The following is a 16,428-nucleotide window of genomic DNA, read 5'->3' on the forward strand; positions in this document are numbered from 1 at the left end:
TGACCGAACTCGAGGAAATGATCTCCCTCCCCTCGTCCCGGTCCCGCCGCCGCACCCGAGAGGGGGAGCCGAAGCGGTCGTCCGAAGGAAGCCTCGACTGAACACTACCCGTCATGCAGCGCGAAGCGAAATCACGCTTGATTACACATTGTTACCACGATTGGATTTCCGATTTCCCTTTCCTTTCAATGAAATGGCAGAGCACTTCGCACATGCGGAAACGGGGCCCGCCACATATGTGACGGACCCCGCTCGAGAGGCGTTCCGAAGGACGCCGCGTCAGTTCGCCTGACGCCGCAGGAAGGCGGGAATCTCGAGATTGTCTTCCTCGCTCGCCCGCGAGGCGACGCTCGGACGACCCATCGGGTCGAGATGGCCCGCCGCCGGACGGTGGGTCGGCTCGGGCGCGCGCGGCGCCGGACGCTTGGCGAAGTCCTCGTGAGAGGCCGAGCGATAGGCCGAGGCCTCACGCGGCGCCGGCTGTTGGAAGGTCGGCTCGCGCGCCGCCGCCGGGGCCTCGTCGTGCTCGTCGCGACGGCCGAGACCGTGGGCGAGACGCTGCAGCAGACCGCGCGGACGCGACTCCTCGGCGTGGCTCTCCTCGGGCTTCGCCATCTGGCGCTGAGCGATCGGCGGGAATTCGTCGATGCGCGGCACCCGGGTCTGGGCGGTCGGACGCTCGGCGGTCGGCGGGATGTAGGGGCTGCGATCGACCTGCGGTTCGGCCCGCATCGTCGGCTGCTCGATCTCCTGGATGGGGTCCTTGTGGACGTAGGTCGGCGCCGCCGGCTCGTAGCGCTGGATGGTGACGGCCGGGTCGGCCGCCGCCTGGGTCACCGGCTGCGGCATCGGCTGAGGCGCTTCCATCGCCGAGGCGGCGACGGCCTTGATGTCGAGCTCCATGCGGGCGGCGAGCGCGTCGCGCACCATCTCCTCGGAGCGGGCCGGCGCGGCCGCCGCCGGGGCGGCATGGACCGGAGCCGGCGCCGGGGCCGGAGCGGGCGCCGGGGCCGGAGCGGCCGGGGCGTGGTGCGCATGGGCATGGGCGGCGCTCGGCGCGGGCGCCGCGGCGGCGGCGCGCTGCGGCTCGAGCGCGGCGGGAACCGGACGGCCGGCGGCGCGCAGACGGTTGGCGAGATCCGCCATCCGCGCTTCCTGCTGGTTCACCTCGGTCTTGACCTCCTGGTCGATGCCGGTCGCGACCACCGAGACGCGGACCACGCCCTCGAGGCTGTCGTCGAAGGTGGCGCCGAGGATGATGTTGGCGTCCGGATCCACTTCCTCGCGGATGCGGGTGGCGGCCTCGTCGACCTCGAACAGGGTGAGATCCTTGCCGCCCGAGATCGAGATGAGGACGCCCTTGGAGCCCTTCATCGAGGTCTCGTCGAGCAGCGGATTGGCGATCGCGGCCTCGGCGGCCTGGAGGGCGCGCTTGTCGCCGGAGGATTCGCCGGTGCCCATCATCGCCTTGCCCATGCCGCGCATGATCGAGCGGACGTCGGCGAAGTCGAGGTTGATGAGGCCTTCCTTGACCATCAGATCGGTGATGCAGGCGACACCCGAATAGAGCACCTGGTCGGCCATCGCGAAGGCGTCGGCGAAGGTGGTCCGCTCGTTGGCGATGCGGAACAGGTTCTGGTTCGGGATGACGATCAGCGTGTCGACGCTCTTCTGCAGCTCGACGATGCCGTCGCCGGCGACGCGCATGCGCCGGGCGCCCTCGAACTGGAACGGCTTGGTGACGACGCCGACGGTGAGGATGCCCATCTCGCGCGCCGCCTTGGCGATGACCGGCGCCGCACCCGTTCCGGTGCCGCCGCCCATGCCGGCGGTGATGAAGACCATGTGGGCGCCCGTGAGGTGATCGTTGATCTCGTCGAGGACCTCGTCGGCGGCGGCCCGGCCGACTTCCGGCATCGAGCCGGCGCCCAACCCTTCCGTGACCGCCACGCCCATCTGGATGATGCGTTCGGCCTTGGACAGGGTCAGCGCCTGAGCGTCGGTGTTGGCGACGACGAAGTCGACGCCCTTCAATCCGGCCTGGATCATGTTGTTGACGGCGTTGCCACCGGCACCACCCACACCGAACACGGTGATCCTCGGCTTCAGTTCCCGAATGTCGGGCATCTTCAGATTGAGCGTCATGGCATCCTCGCTTGTCCCACCCATGGGCGCCGGGCGGTCGTCGTCTTCATCGTCACCGAACGATCCGGTCGCGCCCCTTTCGAGGCGCCCGGACCCACTCACCAACTCTCCTTCAGCCATTGGCCGACGCGGGAGAGGTAATGCCCCCCCGAGGCGGCCGAGGGCCGACGCTGGTTGCGCAGATCGAACTGTTCGATCTGAGCCACCTGCGGATAGATCAACAGGCCCACGGCGGCGGCGAACGCCGCGCCCTTGGCCGCCTGCGGCAGCCCGGCGATGCCGAGCGGCCGGCCGAGACGGACGTTCCGTCCCAGAATTCTGCGCGCGACCTCGACCACGCCGGTGAGCTGGCTCGCTCCCCCGGTCAGGACGACCCGCTTGCCGACGCGGCCCGCGAAGCCCGACTTGGCGAGCCGGTCGCGGGTCAGCTCCAGGATCTCCTCGACCCGGGGCCGAATGATCCGGGTCAACGCGCCGCGCGGCACGTTGACGATGTCATGGCGCTCCGCGCCGACCGACGACACGCCGATCACCTCGTGATCGTCGGACGAGGTGGCGAGCGCCGAGCCGTGCAGCGTCTTGATGCGCTCGGCGTCGGCGACCCGGGTCGACAGCCCCTGCGCGATGTCCATGGTGACGTGATGCCCGCCGATGGCGATCGCATCGACGTGGCAGAAGGCCCCGTCGGCGAAGACCGACATCGAGGTGGTGCCGCCACCCATGTCGACGCAGGCGACGCCGAGATCGGCCTCGTCGTCGACGAGGGTGGCGAGGCCCGAGGCATAGGGCGTGGCGACGATCGTCTCGACCTCGAGATGGCAGCGGTTGACCGCCAGCTCGAGATTGCGCACCGGCGCGCAGTCGGCCCCGACCACGTGCATGTCGACGGCGAGCTTCTCGCCGAGCATGCCGACCGGATCCTTGATGCCGCGCGTGCCGTCGAGCGCGTAGCCGATCGGCAGCGAATGGATCAGCGTGCGGTCCTCGGTCAGCGAATGGGAGGCACCGGCCGCCAGCACGCGCTGGATGTCGGCCTCGTCGACCACCTCGCCGCCGACGTCCACATGCGCCCGGTAGACCTCCGAATGGAGCCGCCCGGCGGTGATGTTGAGGATCAGGCTCTCGATCGTCAGGCCCGCCATGCGCTCGGCCGCGTCGACCGCCAGCCGGATCGACTGCTCCGCCTCGTCGAGATTGACCACCATGCCCGACTTCATGCCGCGCGAGCGTTGCATGCCGTAGCCGAGCACGGTCAGATCGTGGGTCCGGCCCGGCAGCACCTTGTCGTGGCCGCGCGGAGTCAGCTTGGCGATGATGCAGGTGACCTTGGTCGAGCCGACGTCGAGCACCGAGACGACGCTCGCCCGGCGGTTCGACAGCGGACGCATCCGCGGCACGGTGTGATCGGAGGGAGGAAGCGTCGTCATCCGCGAGCCTCCTTCTTGGCGCCGGACTTGATTCGCATCTGCTCGCGCCGAACCGCCGCCGCGGCGTCGGAGAGACGCACGAACAGACGATCGGGAACGCGCATGTCGACCACCTCGACGTCGCGCTCGAGCAGCTTCTTGGAGTCCTGGAGCACCGCCACGCGCTCGAGCGCCGCGGCCGGGTTCTCCTCCGGCAACAGGATCTCGATCCCGTCGACGGTGATCATGTTCCAGCGCCGTTCCGCCACCAGTACCGCGGCGCGGATCTTCGGCCGGAGGCTCGGCGCGGCGTTCATCAGCTCGACCGCCTCGGCGACGCGCGTATTGGCGCCCTGACCGACGATCAGCGGCAGGCCGGCGTTGCGCGTCTCGAGCACGTCGCTCATCACCGCGCCGGTCCTGTCGACCACCCGCACCTTGCCCTCGTCCTGCCACAGCGCGAACGGCCGGCGCTCGGTGAGATTGACGACGATCCGGTTGGGATAGAGCTTCTTGACGGCGACGTCGGCGATCCAGGGGATCTCGGCGATGCGCGAGCGCGCCTTCTCGACGTCGACCATCAGCAGCGACGACGTCTGGGTGACGTCGATCCGATCGGAGATTTCGGTGGAATCGGCCTCCGACAGGCCCCGGATCTCGATCGAGGCGACCGAAAAGCCGAGACCGGCGGTCAGCGCGTCGGCGGCGGTGCGCCACGCCCCCGACAGTGCCATGCCGTAGACGCCCCAGGCGCCGAGGAAGGCGAGCGCGGCGACGGTGCCCTGCATCGGACGCACCGACGAGAGCATCCGGTCGGCGAGACGGGTCCAGCGCCGAACGGTCCGCACGACCCGGCGCCAGTGAAATCCCGCGTCCTGCGGCATTTCACGAGCGTAGGGCGTACGATCCCAGCGCCGAGTGTCCCTCACCGATCGCAACTCGCGTCCTCCACCAACCATGTGACCAGCTCCTCGAAGGAGAGGCCCGAATGAGCCGCCATCTCCGGAGCCAACGACGTCGCCGTCATCCCCGGTTGCGTATTCACCTCGAGACAGACGAGTTCCCCGGTGCCCCGATCGTCGTATCGGAAGTCGGCTCGCGACACTCCGCGACAGCCGAGCGCCCGATGCGCCCTGACCGCCAGCATTTGGACCTCTTGGTAAATATCTGGTAAAATTTGCGCCGGAAGGACGTGACGAGACCCACCTTTCCGATACTTCGCATCGAAGTCGTAGAAGGCCTGACCCTCGGGAAGGATCTCGATGATGCCGAGCGCCCGCTCGGCCCCGGGGATGCCCTGCACCGCGCAGGTGAGCTCCCGCCCCGCCACGAATTTCTCCACCAGAACCGCGTCCCCATAGGGCCAATCCTCGCGCAGCAGCTCCTGCGGCGGATGGGTGCGGTCGGCGCTGACGATGATGACCCCGAAGGACGAGCCCTCGGCCACCGGCTTCACCACGTAAGGCACGGGCAGAACATGCTCTCTCGCCGCCTCGAAGCGGCTCGTCACGACCCCGCGGGCGAGCGGGATGCCGGCCTGGGCGAAGACCATCTTGGCCTTGTCCTTGTTCATCGCCAGCGCCGAGGCGAGGATGCCGGAATGGGTGTAGGGGATCCGGAGCGTCTCCAGCATGCCCTGGATCGCCCCGCCCTCGCCCCAGGGGCCGTGCAGCGCGTTGAAGGCGACATCGGGCCCCAGCGCCTCCAGACGGGCGTAGACGTCCTTGCCGACGTCGAGGCGGGTGACCCGGTAACCGGAGCGCTCCAGGGCCGCCGCGCAGGCCTCGCCCGACCACAGGCTCACCTGCCGCTCCGAGTCCCACCCCCCCATCAACACCGCGACGTGCTTGGTCATCTCATTCATCCCAGTTGCCGGGCGGCCGTCGTGGCGCCCCCGAATCGCTTCGGCCCGAGCGGAGGTCCGCCGGGCGTGAAAGAACATGTCCGATACGCAGGAACTGAACGCGTCGCCCTCGCCGATGCGTCACGCCCGTGAGGCCGGGCGCCCGAATCCATCCGCCGAAGCGGCGAGGCTTCGCGCCAGCATGAATCGAAGCTCGGCGAAAGTCACCATGCCATCAGGGGCTTCGGAGATTTGGTCGCGCCCCGCGCAGGCGCCCGTCGGAGGCGCGGCGCGCTCACGCGCCGAGGAACGGCTCGATCGTCTCGCCCTCGGTGAAACGCCCGAGGCGCTTGATCTCCCATTCGAGCCGCACCCCCGAGGAGGCGAGCACCCGGTTGCGCACGGTCTCGCCGAGCAACTCGATGTCGTGGGCGGTCGCCTCGCCCTCGTTGATCAGGAAGTTGCAGTGCATCTGCGAGACATGGGCCCCGCCGATCGCCAAGCCACGACAGCCGGCCGCGTCGACCAGCTTCCAGGCCGAATGGCCCGGCGGGTTCTTGAAGGTCGAGCCGCCGGTCTTCGAGCGGATCGGCTGGACCGTCTCGCGATGCTCGGTGACCGCGTCCATCTGCGCCGTGATCGCGTCGCGGTCGCCCGGCACCCCCTCCATCACCGTGGAGAGGAAGATCAGATCGTCCGGCGCCGAGGAGTGGCGATAGGCATAACCCATCTCGGCATTGGTGAGCGTCACGATCTCGCCGGCGCGGTTCATCGCCGTCACCGTGACGACGCGCGCCCGGGTCTCGCCGCCGTTGGCGCCGGCGTTCATCCGGAGCGCCCCGCCGATGCCGCCGGGAATGCCGAAATAGAAGGCGAACCCGTCGATCCCCGCGTCGAGCGCGGCGCGTGCCACCATCTTGTCGGCGATCGCCGCGCCGATCTCCATCCGCGTCTCGGAGACGACCTTGGTCCCGCCGAAGCCCTTCTGCGACAGCCGGATCGTCACGCCCGGCACGCCGCCCTCGCGAATCAGCAGATTGGAGCCGAGCCCCACCACCGTGATCGGCACGTCCTCGGGCAGCGCCTTCAGGAAGTCCGAGAGATCCTCCGCGTCGGCCGGCTGATAGTAGAGTTCGGCCGCGCCGCCGACCCGGAACCACGTCGTGTCGCCGAGCGCGAAGCCGGGCAGGAGCGCGCCGCGAACGCGTCGGGTATCGAGACGGGCGAGGAGATCGGTCGACGACATCTTGGATCCGCTTCCGGTCGAGAGAGGGTCAGCCCTGGGCGGCGAGTTGCTTGGGCAGGGCATAGGCCCACTGGGTGATGTTGCCGGCGCCGAGGAAGACGACGTAGTCGCCGTCGCGGGCCTGGGCACGGACGATCTCGGCGATCTGCTCGGGACGCTCGAGCGGCGTCACGTCGCGGTGGCCGCGTCCGCGCAGGCCTCCGACCAGCGCGTCGCGGCTGGCTCCGGCGATCGGCTGCTCGCCGGCCGGATAGACGTCGGCGACCATCACCGCGTCAGCGTCGTTGAACGCCTGGCAGAATTCCTCGAAGAGCGCGGCGAGACGCGAATAGCGATGCGGCTGGACCACCGCGAAGACGCGGCCGCCCTTGCCCTCGCCGGTCACCGCCGCGCGCGCCGCCTTGAGCACCGCCATGATCTCGACCGGATGGTGGCCGTAGTCGTCGAACACCGAGACCCCGTTCCACGCGCCGGTCGGGGTGAAGCGCCGCTTGACCCCGGTGAAGCCGGCGAGCCCCTTGCGGATCGCCTCCGGCGCGATGCCGATCTGATCGGCGACTGTGACGGCGGCGGTGGCGTTCGAGACGTTGTGGACGCCGGGCATGTTGACGACGAGATCGTCGATCACCTTCTCGGTACCGGCGATGCGGTCGCGGATCGTCACCGAGAAGCGCGACTGCTGGCCGATCGCCGAATGGATCACGTAGCGCACGTCGGCCTGCGGATTGGTGCCGTAGGTGACGATGCGGCGATCCTCGATCTTGCCGATCAGCGCCTGCACCTCCGGGTGGTCGAGGCACATCACCGCGAAGCCGTAGAAGGGCACGTTCTCGACGAAGTGGCGGAAGGCGTCCTTGACCTTGTCGAAGGTGCCGTAGTGGTCGAGATGTTCGGGATCGATGTTGGTGACGACCGCGATGTCGGCCGGCAGCTTGACGAAGGAGCCGTCGCTCTCGTCGCTCTCCACCACCATCCATTCGCCGCCGCCGAGCCGGGCGTTGGTGCCATAGGCGTTGATGATGCCGCCGTTGATCACGGTCGGATCGAGCCCGCCGGCGTCGAGCAGCGCCGCCACCATCGAGGTGGTCGTGGTCTTGCCGTGCGTGCCGCCGACCGCGATCGCCGACTTGAAGCGCATCAGCTCGGCCAGCATCTCGGCCCGCCGCACCACCGGCAGGAAGCGCGCCCGCGCCTCGACCAGCTCCGGATTGTCGGGCTTGATCGCCGAGGAGACGACGACGACCCGCGCGTCGCCGAGGTTGGCGCCGTTCTGGCCGACGAAGACGGAGATGCCCTTCTCGCGCAGCCGTTGGACGTTGGCGTTGTCGGCCGCGTCCGAGCCCTGCACCTTGAAACCGAGCGTGTGCAGCACCTCGGCGATGCCGCTCATGCCGATGCCGCCGATCCCGACGAAATGGACGGGTCCGATGGTCGAGGGCATCTTCATGGCGGGAGGTCCTTCCGGGTCGTGCGCCGCGACGGCCATCGCCGCGATTCGGACGTGTCTACTCAGGTTTCCCAGGATTGTCGAACCCTTGCAACCATGAGCCGGGTCGGTCGAGCCCCTTGCGTCATTCGACGGGATCGGAAACCGGGAGGCCGCGGCCACCTCGCCGCCAGGACAATGAGATCAGCCGCTCGAAATCGCCGCGCGGGAACGCATCCTTCTTGGCCCGGCCCACCCCTTCAATTGCCGCTCGAACGCGATCGCCTGATCGTAACGTTCGTATCCCATCGCCCACAGAAGTTCGACGGAGCGGCGAGAGTGCGTATATCCTCGATAGTGGCCCGACTGATGCTCCCCGATGCGACGATCGAGGTCGGTCTGGGCGAGGCCGACGTAGTAACTGCCGTCCGAACACCGCAGAATGTAGACGAACGGGCCGGACATGACGCTCCCCATGAGCCACTCATGGTTCGAGGCCGGCCTCCGGCCGGTACCTCACCATGAAGCGGAGCCCGGCGAGACGCAATCGAGGGTAGTCCCGATCGACCCGAGGCTTCATGCCGAGGCGCGAGCGAAGCGAGCCTCGAAGCACGAAGCCGGGCGACGCCGTCTCACCGCCGCGCCGCCACCGCCTCGACCAGATCGGCGAGCCGCGCCACCGCGTCGGGGCGTCCCGCCGCCCGTGCCGCCGCCGCCGCTTCCGCCAATTGCTCGGGATCGGTCATCGCCTTGGTCAACTCGTCGGCGAGACGGGCCGAGGAGAGTTCGCTCTGACGGATGGTCCAGGCGCCGCCGGCTGCCTCGAGATGGGCGGCGTTGGCGGCCTGATCCTGGTCGAGCGCGCCGGGCAGCGGCACCAGGATCGCCGGCCGGCCGATCACCGCGAGTTCGGTGACGCTCGACGCGCCCGACCGGCACACCACCAGATGTGAGGCCGCGATCCGCGCCGGCAGATCGATGAAGAAGGGCTCGACCTCCGCCGCGACCCCGATCCGCCGGTAGCCGAGCCGGACCGCCACCAGATCCTCCGGCCGCGCCTGATGGACGATCGAAAGCCGCGCCCGAAGCTCCGGCGCCAGCGCCTCGATCGCCGGCGGCAACACTTCGGCGAAGAAGCGCGCGCCCTGACTGCCGCCGAACACAAGAAGTTTGAACACCCCGTCCGGCGTCGGCGGATCGAACGGTACCCGCGCCGCCGAGATCACCATGTCGCGCACCGGATTGCCGGTGACCGTCGCCTTGGACGCGAAGCCGCCCATCAGGCCGGTCGCCGGAAACGACAGCGCGATCCGGCTCACCCGCGCCGCCAGCGCCCGGTTGGCCCGCCCCATCACCGCGTTCTGCTCGTGCAGGATCGTCGGAATGCCGCGCAACTGCGCCGCGAGCAGCGGCGGGAAGGTCGGATAGCCGCCGAAGCCGATCACCGCCTTCGGCCGGATCCGCCCCATCAGCCGCCACGCCTGCCAAGTGCCGTGCGCCAGGGCGAACACGGTGCGCAGGAGCGCCAGCGGATTGCGGCTCTTGAAGGTCGCCGACGCCACGATGTTGACGGCGCGCGCGGGAAAGGCGCGGCCGTATTTGTCGGCGCGCTCGTCCGTCGCCAGCTCGACGACATGGCCACGGCGCGCCAGTTCGCTCGCCAGCGCCTCCGCCGGGAAGAGGTGGCCGCCGGTGCCGCCGGCCGCGAGCAGAAGAGTTTCGCCCATGGGACAGGTCTCGCGTTGCGTCGGAGGATCAGGCGGCCTGCGCCGCCGCGTCCTCGTGACGTTCGATGTGGATCGGCGGCGCGAAACGCGTCGCCTGCGGGCGGCGGCGGGTCAGAGCCATCAGCGCCCCCATCTCGAAGGCGACTGCCAACAGCGACGATCCGCCGTAGGAAATGAACGGCAGGGTCATGCCCTTGGCCGGCATCAGTTGCAGATTGACCGCCATGTTGATGCCCGACTGGACACCGATCAGCACGACGAGACCGACGATCGCGTAGCGAATGAAGGCATCCTCCTCCCGCGCCGCGTGGCTGAGCCCGCGGAACACGATCCAGGCGAAGATCCCGGCGACGACGCCGCACATGATCAGCCCGAATTCCTCGCCGATCACCGCGAAGACGTAGTCGGTGTGGCTGTCGGGCAGCATCCGCTTGACGGTGCCTTCGCCCGGGCCGCGCCCGAACCAGCCGCCGTTGAGGAAACTGTCGTGGGCCTGCTGCGCCTGATAGCCGTCGGCGGTCATCGCGCCCTTGTGATTGCCGCCGTTCGCCTTGTCGAGGAAGCGGTTGATGCGCGCATGGACGTGCGGCACGAACGTGTAGGCCGCCCACACGCCGGCGACGCCGAGCCCGCCGAAGCCGACGATCCACCACAAGGACATGCCGGCGACGAAGAACACCGCCCCCCAGGCCGCCGACGTCAGGATGGTCTGGCCGATGTCCGGCTGCAGGATCAGCAGCGCGACGACGAGGCCGAACGAGGCGATCGCCAGGATGTTGCCCGGCATCTCCGGCCGCCGCTCGCGCGAGGCGAAGAGCCAGGCGGTGACGACGATGAAGGCCGGTTTGACGAATTCCGACGGCTGAATCGAAAAGCCGAACACCGTGATCCAGCGCCGCGCGCCCTTCACCTCCTGGCCGAAGAGGAGCACCGCCACGAGCAGCACCAGCGAGCCCAGGAACACCAGGAGCGACAGCCGCCGGATGTCGCGCGGCGAGAGCAGCGACACCCCGAACAGCACCGGCAGCGCCATCATGAAGAACACCGCGTGGCGCTTGATGAAATAGAAGCTGTCGGAGGCGCCGATCCGCTCCGCCACCGCCGGCGAGGCGGCGAACGAGAGCACCAGCCCGCCGACCAGCAGCGCCATCGCCGCCGCGATCAGAGTGCGGTCGACGGTCCACCACCAGGAGGCGAAGATCGAACGGTCGGTACGATTCATGGCCCATTCCCTCCCGGGAGCGAGATGCCGGGCATCGCCTGCACGAGCGAACGGAAGTGATCGCCGCGCACCTCGAAGTTCTTGAACTGGTCGTAGGAGGCGCAGGCCGGCGACAGCAGCACCACCGGCTCCTCGGCGCCGTCCTCGGCGGCGGCGCGCGCGGCCGCCGCGAGCGCCCGCTCGATCGTCTCGGCGCGCTCGTAGGGCACCCGCCCCTCGAGCGTCGCGGCGAAGTCGTCGCTCGACACCCCGATCAGATAGGCCTTGGCGATCTTCGGGAAGAAGGCGTCGAGCGAGCCGATCCCACCCGCCTTGGGCTTGCCGCCGACGATCCAGTGGATCCGGTCGAAACTCGCCAGCGCCTGGGCGGTCGAATCGGCGTTGGTCGCCTTGCTGTCGTTGACGAAGAGCACGCGCCCGCGCCGCCCCACCGTCTCCATCCGATGGGCGAGCCCGGGGAAGGAGGCGAGACCCGCCGCGATGCTCGCCTCGTCGAGGCCGAGCGCCCGCACCGCCGCCACCGCCGCGCAGGCGTTCTGCGCATTGTGACGACCGCGCAAGGAGCCGATGCCGGCGAGATCGGCGACGACGCGTTCGACCCCGCCCTCGGCGACGATCACCCGCGTCCCCTCGGCGAAGACGCCGTCGGAGAGCCGCCGCGCCGCCGAGATCCGCACCACCCGGTGCCCCTCGCCGGAGATGAGATCGGCGATCCCCTCCGAAAGCGCGTCGTCGACGCCGATCACCGCCGTCTGCGCCGCCTCCACCAGCCGTTCCTTGATGGCCGCATAGGCCGCCATCGTGCCGTGGCGATCGAGATGGTCGGGCGAGAGATTGGTGAGGATGCCGACGGTCGGATCGACGCTCGGGGCGAGATCGATCTGGAACGACGAGCATTCCACCACATAGGTCCGCGACGGCGCCAGCTCGTCGAGCGACAGCACGGCGCGGCCGATGTTGCCGCCCATCTGGGCGTCGCGGCCGGCGGTCCGCAGAACGTGGTCGATCAGCGCCGTCGTCGTCGATTTCCCGTTGGTGCCGGTGATCGCCACGAAGGCGGCGGTGCGGCAGCGCTCGCGCCGCTCGCGAGCGAAGAGCTCGACGTCGCCGATGATCGGCACGTTGGCGGCCTGCGCCGCCTTCACCGTCCAATGCGGCTCGGGATGGGTCAGAGGCACGCCCGGCGCCAGGATCAACGCCTCGACCGCCTGCCAGTCGATCGCCGCGAGGTCGGTGACCCGCAGCCCCTCGACCGCGGCGGCGGCGGCGCGCCCCGCCTCGCCGTCGTCCCAGGCGACCACCGTCGTGCCGCCGGCGATCAGCGCCCGCGCCGTCGCCAGCCCCGACCCGCCGAGACCGAACAAGGCGACGGTGCCGCCGCGAAAACCCTGGATCGCGATCATCGTCTCACCTCAGCTTGAGCGTGGCGAGGCCGATCAGCGCGAGCACCACCGAGATGATCCAGAAGCGGATCACCACCTGGGGCTCCTTCCAACCGAGCTGCTCGAAGTGATGGTGGATCGGCGCCATCTTGAAGACCCGCTTGCCGGTCATCTTGAAGCTCGCGACCTGGATGATCACCGACAGCGCCTCGAGCACGAAGAGACCGCCGACGATCGCCAGAACGATCTCGTGCTTGGTGGCGACGGCGACCGAGCCGAGCAGACCGCCGAGCGCCAGGGACCCGGTGTCGCCCATGAAGATCGCCGCCGGCGGGGCGTTGAACCACAGGAAGCCGAGCCCGGCCCCGACCACCGCCCCCAGCACCACCGTCAATTCGCCGGCGCCGGCGATGTGGTTGATGCCGAGATAGGCCGAATAGTCGACACGGCCGGTCAGATAGGCGATCGCCGCGAAGGTCGAGGCCGCGATCATCACCGGGCCGATCGCCAGACCGTCGAGACCGTCGGTGAGATTGACCGAATTGCCGGCCGCCACCACCACCACCGCGCCGAACACGACGAAGAACCAGCCGAGGTCGAGGAACAGATCCTTGAAGAAGGGGAAGGCGACCGCCGTCGCATGCGGCGACTTGCTCCACCACACCATCACCACCACCGCGATGCCGGCGATGAGGAACTCGAAGGCGAGCCGCTGCTTGCCGGAGAAGCCCTTGTGGCTCTGCTTGGTGACCTTGAGATAGTCGTCCCAGAAGCCGATCGCGCCGAAGCCCAGCGTCACCGCCATGACGGCGAGCACGTAGACGTTGGAGAGATTGGCCCACAGAAGCGTCGACACCACCAGGCCCGACAGGATCATCAGGCCGCCCATGGTGGGCGTGCCCTTCTTGGTCAGGAGATGGGAGGCCGGCCCGTCCTCACGGATCGGCTGGCCCTTGCCCTGCTTGACCTTCAGCGTGGCGATGATCGCCGGCCCGAACAGGAACACGAACAGGAGCGCCGTCAGGATCGCCCCGCCCGTTCGAAAGCTCTGATAGCGAAACAGATTGAAGAGAATGAACCGATCGGAGAGTTCTCCGAGAATATAGAGCATCGAAGGTCGTCCCTTGTCAGAGCTCGTCGGCGCGGGCGCGGGTGGAGGAGAAACGGGTCTTCAGCATTTCGACGATCGGCCCCATCCGGCTGCCGTTCGATCCCTTGATCATCACCGCGTCGCCGGGCTGGAGCGCGGCCGCGAGCGGCGCCTCGAGGTCGCTCGACACCAGCGACTGACAGCCCTGCATCTCCGGCGGCAGCGCGTGCCACAGCGCATGCATCAGCGGACCGGCGCAATAGACCCGATCGACGCGCGCCTTCTTCAGTGCCTTGGCCAGTTCGACGTGCAGCTTCTCGCCCTGCGGGCCGAGTTCGAGCATGTCGCCGAGCACCGCGATGCGCCGCCCCTTGAGCCCGACCGGGGTCTGGCCGAGCAGGTCGATCGCCGCGCGCATCGAGGCGGGATTGGCGTTGTAGCTCTCGTCGATCAGAAGCGCCTCGCCGTGACCGAGGTGGAGCGCATGGCGTTCGCCGCGCCCCTTCGGCGGCGCCATCGCCGCCAGCGACAGGCCGGCGCGGGCGAGATCGCCCCCGACCAGCACCACCGTCGCCAGGACGGCGAGCGAATTCTTGACGACGTGCCGTCCCGGCGCGCCGATCTTGTAGGTGATCTCGCGGCCGAGAACCTCGGCGACGGCGGTCGAATTGTCCGCCTGGAGCGAGACGTGGAGGAGCCGCGCCTCGAGCCCGGCGCTCTCGCCGAACCGCACGATCCGCGCGCCCGCCGCCTCGGCGGCCTTCACCAGGATCCCGACCTGGGCGACGTCGCCGTCGATCACCGCCGCGCCGTCCGGCTCGAGCGCGGAGAAGACCTCCGCCTTCGCCTCGGCGATCTCCTCGATGTCGCGGAACTGGGCGAGATGGACCGGCGCCACCGTGGTCACCACCGCCACGTGCGGCCGCACCATGGCGACCAGCGGCGTGATCTCGCCGGGATGGTTCATCCCGATCTCGAAGATCGCATAGGCCGCGCTCGCCGGCATCCGGGCGAGCGTCAGCGGCACGCCCCAATGGTTGTTGTAGGAGGCGACCGAGGCATGGGTCTCGCCCTGATCGGCGAGCACGTGGCGCAGCGCCTCCTTGGTCGAGGTCTTGCCGACCGAGCCGGTCACCGCGACGATTCGCGCATGCGACCGCGCCCGTGACGCGACGCCGAGCCGGCGCAGACCCGCGAAGACGTCGTCGACCACCACGTAACGCCCGTTCTCGGGCAGCGTGCCGAGCTTCTCCTCGGCGACCACGCAGACCGCCGCGCCCGCCTTCAGCGCCGCCGGCACGAAGTCGTGACCGTCGCGGGTGTCGCCGAGGATGGCGAAGAAGGCGTCGCCCGCGCCGATCGTGCGGCTGTCGATGGAGATGCCGGAGATCTCGTCGCCCGGTCGGCCGACGACGCGGCCACCGCATCCGGCGACGAAATCGGCGAGGGTCCAGAGGGGGGCGGTCATCGGGCGAGATCCTCGAGAGCGGAACGCAGCGACTCATGGTCGGAGAAGGGAAGCACCGTCTTGCCGACGATCTGGCCGGTTTCGTGGCCCTTGCCGGCGACGACGAGAAGATCCCCGGCGCGCAGCATCGCCACGCCCCGGCGGATCGCCTCGCCACGATCGCCGATCTCGATCGCGCCGGGGGCGGCGGCCAGGATCTGGCGGCGGATCTCGGCCGGATCCTCCGAGCGCGGATTGTCGTCGGTGACGATCGCCACGTCGGCGAGCCGCACCGCGATCTCGCCCATGATCGGCCGCTTGCCGGCGTCGCGGTCGCCACCGCAGCCGAACACCACGATCAGACGGCCGCTCGTATAGGGCCGGACCGCCTCGAGGCACTTCTCGAGCGCGTCGGGCTTGTGGGCATAGTCGACGAAGACCGGCGCACCCTCGGCGGTCGCCCCGACCCGATCGAGCCGGCCCGGCGCCCCGACGAGCCCCTCGAGCGCCGCCAACACCGCCTCGACCGGCGAGCCGGTGACGATGGCGAGCCCGGCCGCGACCAGCGCGTTGGAGACCTGGAACGTGCCGAGCAGCGGCAGCGCGATGCGGTGGATCGTCCCCGCCGCCTCGATGGTGAGGATCTGCCGGCCGGCCACCGGCTCGACCGCGACGAGACGCAGCCCCTCGCCGGCCCGCCCGACCGTGAACACCTCGCAGCCCGCCGCCCGCGCCCGTTCCGCCGCGCGCAGGCCGTCGGCGGTGTCGACGTCGATCACCGCCGGCGCACCCTTCGGCAGCAGCTGGTCGAAGAGATGCATCTTCGCGTCGAAATAGGCGGCGACGCTCGGGTGATAGTCGAGATGGTCGCGCGAGAGATTGGTGAAGGCCCCCGCCGCCACGCGGACGCCGTCGAGACGGTGCTGATCGAGCCCGTGCGAGGACGCCTCCAGCGCCACGTGGGTGACCCCGCGCGCGGCGAGACCGGCGAGATCGCGGGCGAGATCGACCGGATCGGGCGTGGTCAGCGACCCGTAGACCGCCCCCGACGGCTCGACGATGCCGATCGTGCCGATCGAAGCGGCGGCGAGGCCGAGACGCGCCCAGATCTGGCGTGTGAAGGCGGCGACCGAGGTCTTGCCGCTGGTGCCGGTCACCGCGACGATCGTCGCCGGCTGCGCCCCGAGGAGCCGCGCCGCCGCGAGAGCCAGCGCCCGGCGCGGCTCGGCGACCCGCGCCACCGGAACGGCGAGCGCGCCGAGCGCCGCGTCCTCGGCCGCGATCACCGCGACCGCGCCGCGCTCCACCGCCTGGAGGGCGAAGCGCGCGCCGTCGGCCCGCGCGCCCGCGAGCGCCGCGAAGACGAAGCCCGGCTCGACCTTGCGGCTGTCGGCGGTGATGCCGGTGACGTCCGGATCGGTGCCGAACGCGGCGTCGTGGATGCCGGAGAGGAGTTCGCTGAGGCGCATGCCTTCGTGACCTCGCATGGCCTCA

13 protein-coding genes are annotated in these 16,428 nt (G+C 69.6%); all 13 read right to left on the reverse strand.

Annotated features, from left to right (window positions below):
• Positions 1–279: 279 nt before the first annotated feature.
• The 13 genes from ftsZ to J3S89_RS04385 all read right to left on the reverse strand — a co-directional run bounded on the left by ftsZ (position 280) and on the right by J3S89_RS04385 (position 16,403).
• The gene (gene ftsZ / locus J3S89_RS04325; RefSeq protein WP_217926254.1) at positions 280–2,145 is read right to left on the reverse strand and encodes a cell division protein FtsZ; all 1,866 of its coding nucleotides are present in this window, start codon (positions 2,143–2,145) and stop codon (positions 280–282) included.
• A gap of 98 nt (positions 2,146–2,243) precedes the next feature.
• Positions 2,244–3,533: a cell division protein FtsA gene (gene ftsA, locus J3S89_RS04330; RefSeq protein ID WP_230489284.1), complete on the reverse strand. Its 1,290-nt coding sequence runs from the start codon at positions 3,531–3,533 to the stop codon at positions 2,244–2,246.
• Positions 3,534–3,568: 35 nt separating this feature from the next.
• Positions 3,569–4,399 (reverse strand): cell division protein FtsQ/DivIB, encoded by an 831-nt coding sequence (locus J3S89_RS04335; RefSeq protein WP_217926256.1) that lies wholly within the window; start codon positions 4,397–4,399, stop codon positions 3,569–3,571.
• 77 nt (positions 4,400–4,476) lie between these two features.
• The gene (locus tag J3S89_RS04340; RefSeq protein WP_217926257.1) at positions 4,477–5,406 is read right to left on the reverse strand and encodes a D-alanine--D-alanine ligase; all 930 of its coding nucleotides are present in this window, start codon (positions 5,404–5,406) and stop codon (positions 4,477–4,479) included.
• 283 nt (positions 5,407–5,689) lie between these two features.
• Positions 5,690–6,640: a UDP-N-acetylmuramate dehydrogenase gene (gene murB / locus J3S89_RS04345; protein ID WP_217926258.1), complete on the reverse strand. Its 951-nt coding sequence runs from the start codon at positions 6,638–6,640 to the stop codon at positions 5,690–5,692.
• 28 nt (positions 6,641–6,668) lie between these two features.
• Positions 6,669–8,087 carry a UDP-N-acetylmuramate--L-alanine ligase gene (gene murC, locus J3S89_RS04350; protein WP_217926259.1) on the reverse strand — a complete coding sequence of 473 codons (1,419 nt, stop codon included), beginning with the start codon at positions 8,085–8,087 and terminating at the stop codon, positions 6,669–6,671.
• 183 nt (positions 8,088–8,270) lie between these two features.
• Positions 8,271–8,531: a GIY-YIG nuclease family protein gene (locus J3S89_RS04355; RefSeq protein WP_338019817.1), complete on the reverse strand. Its 261-nt coding sequence runs from the start codon at positions 8,529–8,531 to the stop codon at positions 8,271–8,273.
• Positions 8,532–8,698: 167 nt separating this feature from the next.
• Positions 8,699–9,793 (reverse strand): undecaprenyldiphospho-muramoylpentapeptide beta-N-acetylglucosaminyltransferase, encoded by a 1,095-nt coding sequence (murG, locus tag J3S89_RS04360; protein ID WP_217926260.1) that lies wholly within the window; start codon positions 9,791–9,793, stop codon positions 8,699–8,701.
• Between the two features lie 28 nt (positions 9,794–9,821).
• Positions 9,822–11,015, reverse strand: coding sequence for a putative lipid II flippase FtsW (gene ftsW / locus J3S89_RS04365; protein ID WP_217926261.1), 1,194 nt, complete (start codon positions 11,013–11,015; stop codon positions 9,822–9,824).
• A complete protein-coding gene (murD, locus tag J3S89_RS04370) occupies positions 11,012–12,418 on the reverse strand; it encodes a UDP-N-acetylmuramoyl-L-alanine--D-glutamate ligase (protein WP_217926262.1) in 1,407 nt (468 codons plus the stop codon). The genes ftsW and murD overlap by 4 nt, the downstream gene beginning before the upstream one ends.
• A 4-nt stretch (positions 12,419–12,422) precedes the next feature.
• A complete protein-coding gene (gene mraY / locus J3S89_RS04375) occupies positions 12,423–13,508 on the reverse strand; it encodes a phospho-N-acetylmuramoyl-pentapeptide-transferase (protein ID WP_217926263.1) in 1,086 nt (361 codons plus the stop codon).
• A gap of 16 nt (positions 13,509–13,524) precedes the next feature.
• A complete protein-coding gene (locus tag J3S89_RS04380; RefSeq protein ID WP_217926264.1) occupies positions 13,525–14,955 on the reverse strand; it encodes a UDP-N-acetylmuramoylalanyl-D-glutamyl-2,6-diaminopimelate--D-alanyl-D-alanine ligase in 1,431 nt (476 codons plus the stop codon).
• On the reverse strand, positions 14,952–16,403 hold the full coding sequence (locus tag J3S89_RS04385) for a UDP-N-acetylmuramoyl-L-alanyl-D-glutamate--2,6-diaminopimelate ligase (protein ID WP_217926265.1): 1,452 nt from the start codon (positions 16,401–16,403) through the stop codon (positions 14,952–14,954). The genes J3S89_RS04380 and J3S89_RS04385 overlap by 4 nt, the downstream gene beginning before the upstream one ends.
• Between the last annotated feature and the right edge of the window lie 25 nt (positions 16,404–16,428).

This window comes from Pinisolibacter aquiterrae (genome assembly GCF_019160155.1).
GTDB lineage: Bacteria > Pseudomonadota > Alphaproteobacteria > Rhizobiales > Ancalomicrobiaceae > Pinisolibacter > Pinisolibacter aquiterrae.

Bases quoted from the DNA above. Each gene is read 5' to 3' on its own strand.
- ftsZ (WP_217926254.1), bottom strand. From the start codon at position 2,145: ATGACGCTCAATCTGAAGATGCCCGACATTCGGGAACTGAAGCCGAGG.
- ftsA (WP_230489284.1), bottom strand. From the start codon at position 3,533: ATGCGTCCGCTGTCGAACCGCCGGGCGAGCGTCGTCTCGGTGCTCGAC.
- J3S89_RS04340 (WP_217926257.1), bottom strand. From the start codon at position 5,406: ATGACCAAGCACGTCGCGGTGTTGATGGGGGGGTGGGACTCGGAGCGG.
- murB (WP_217926258.1), bottom strand. From the start codon at position 6,640: ATGTCGTCGACCGATCTCCTCGCCCGTCTCGATACCCGACGCGTTCGC.
- murC (WP_217926259.1), bottom strand. From the start codon at position 8,087: ATGAAGATGCCCTCGACCATCGGACCCGTCCATTTCGTCGGGATCGGC.
- J3S89_RS04355 (WP_338019817.1), bottom strand. From the start codon at position 8,531: ATGTCCGGCCCGTTCGTCTACATTCTGCGGTGTTCGGACGGCAGTTAC.
- murG (WP_217926260.1), bottom strand. From the start codon at position 9,793: ATGGGCGAAACTCTTCTGCTCGCGGCCGGCGGCACCGGCGGCCACCTC.
- ftsW (WP_217926261.1), bottom strand. From the start codon at position 11,015: ATGAATCGTACCGACCGTTCGATCTTCGCCTCCTGGTGGTGGACCGTC.
- murD (WP_217926262.1), bottom strand. From the start codon at position 12,418: ATGATCGCGATCCAGGGTTTTCGCGGCGGCACCGTCGCCTTGTTCGGT.
- mraY (WP_217926263.1), bottom strand. From the start codon at position 13,508: ATGCTCTATATTCTCGGAGAACTCTCCGATCGGTTCATTCTCTTCAAT.
- J3S89_RS04380 (WP_217926264.1), bottom strand. From the start codon at position 14,955: ATGACCGCCCCCCTCTGGACCCTCGCCGATTTCGTCGCCGGATGCGGT.
- J3S89_RS04385 (WP_217926265.1), bottom strand. From the start codon at position 16,403: ATGCGCCTCAGCGAACTCCTCTCCGGCATCCACGACGCCGCGTTCGGC.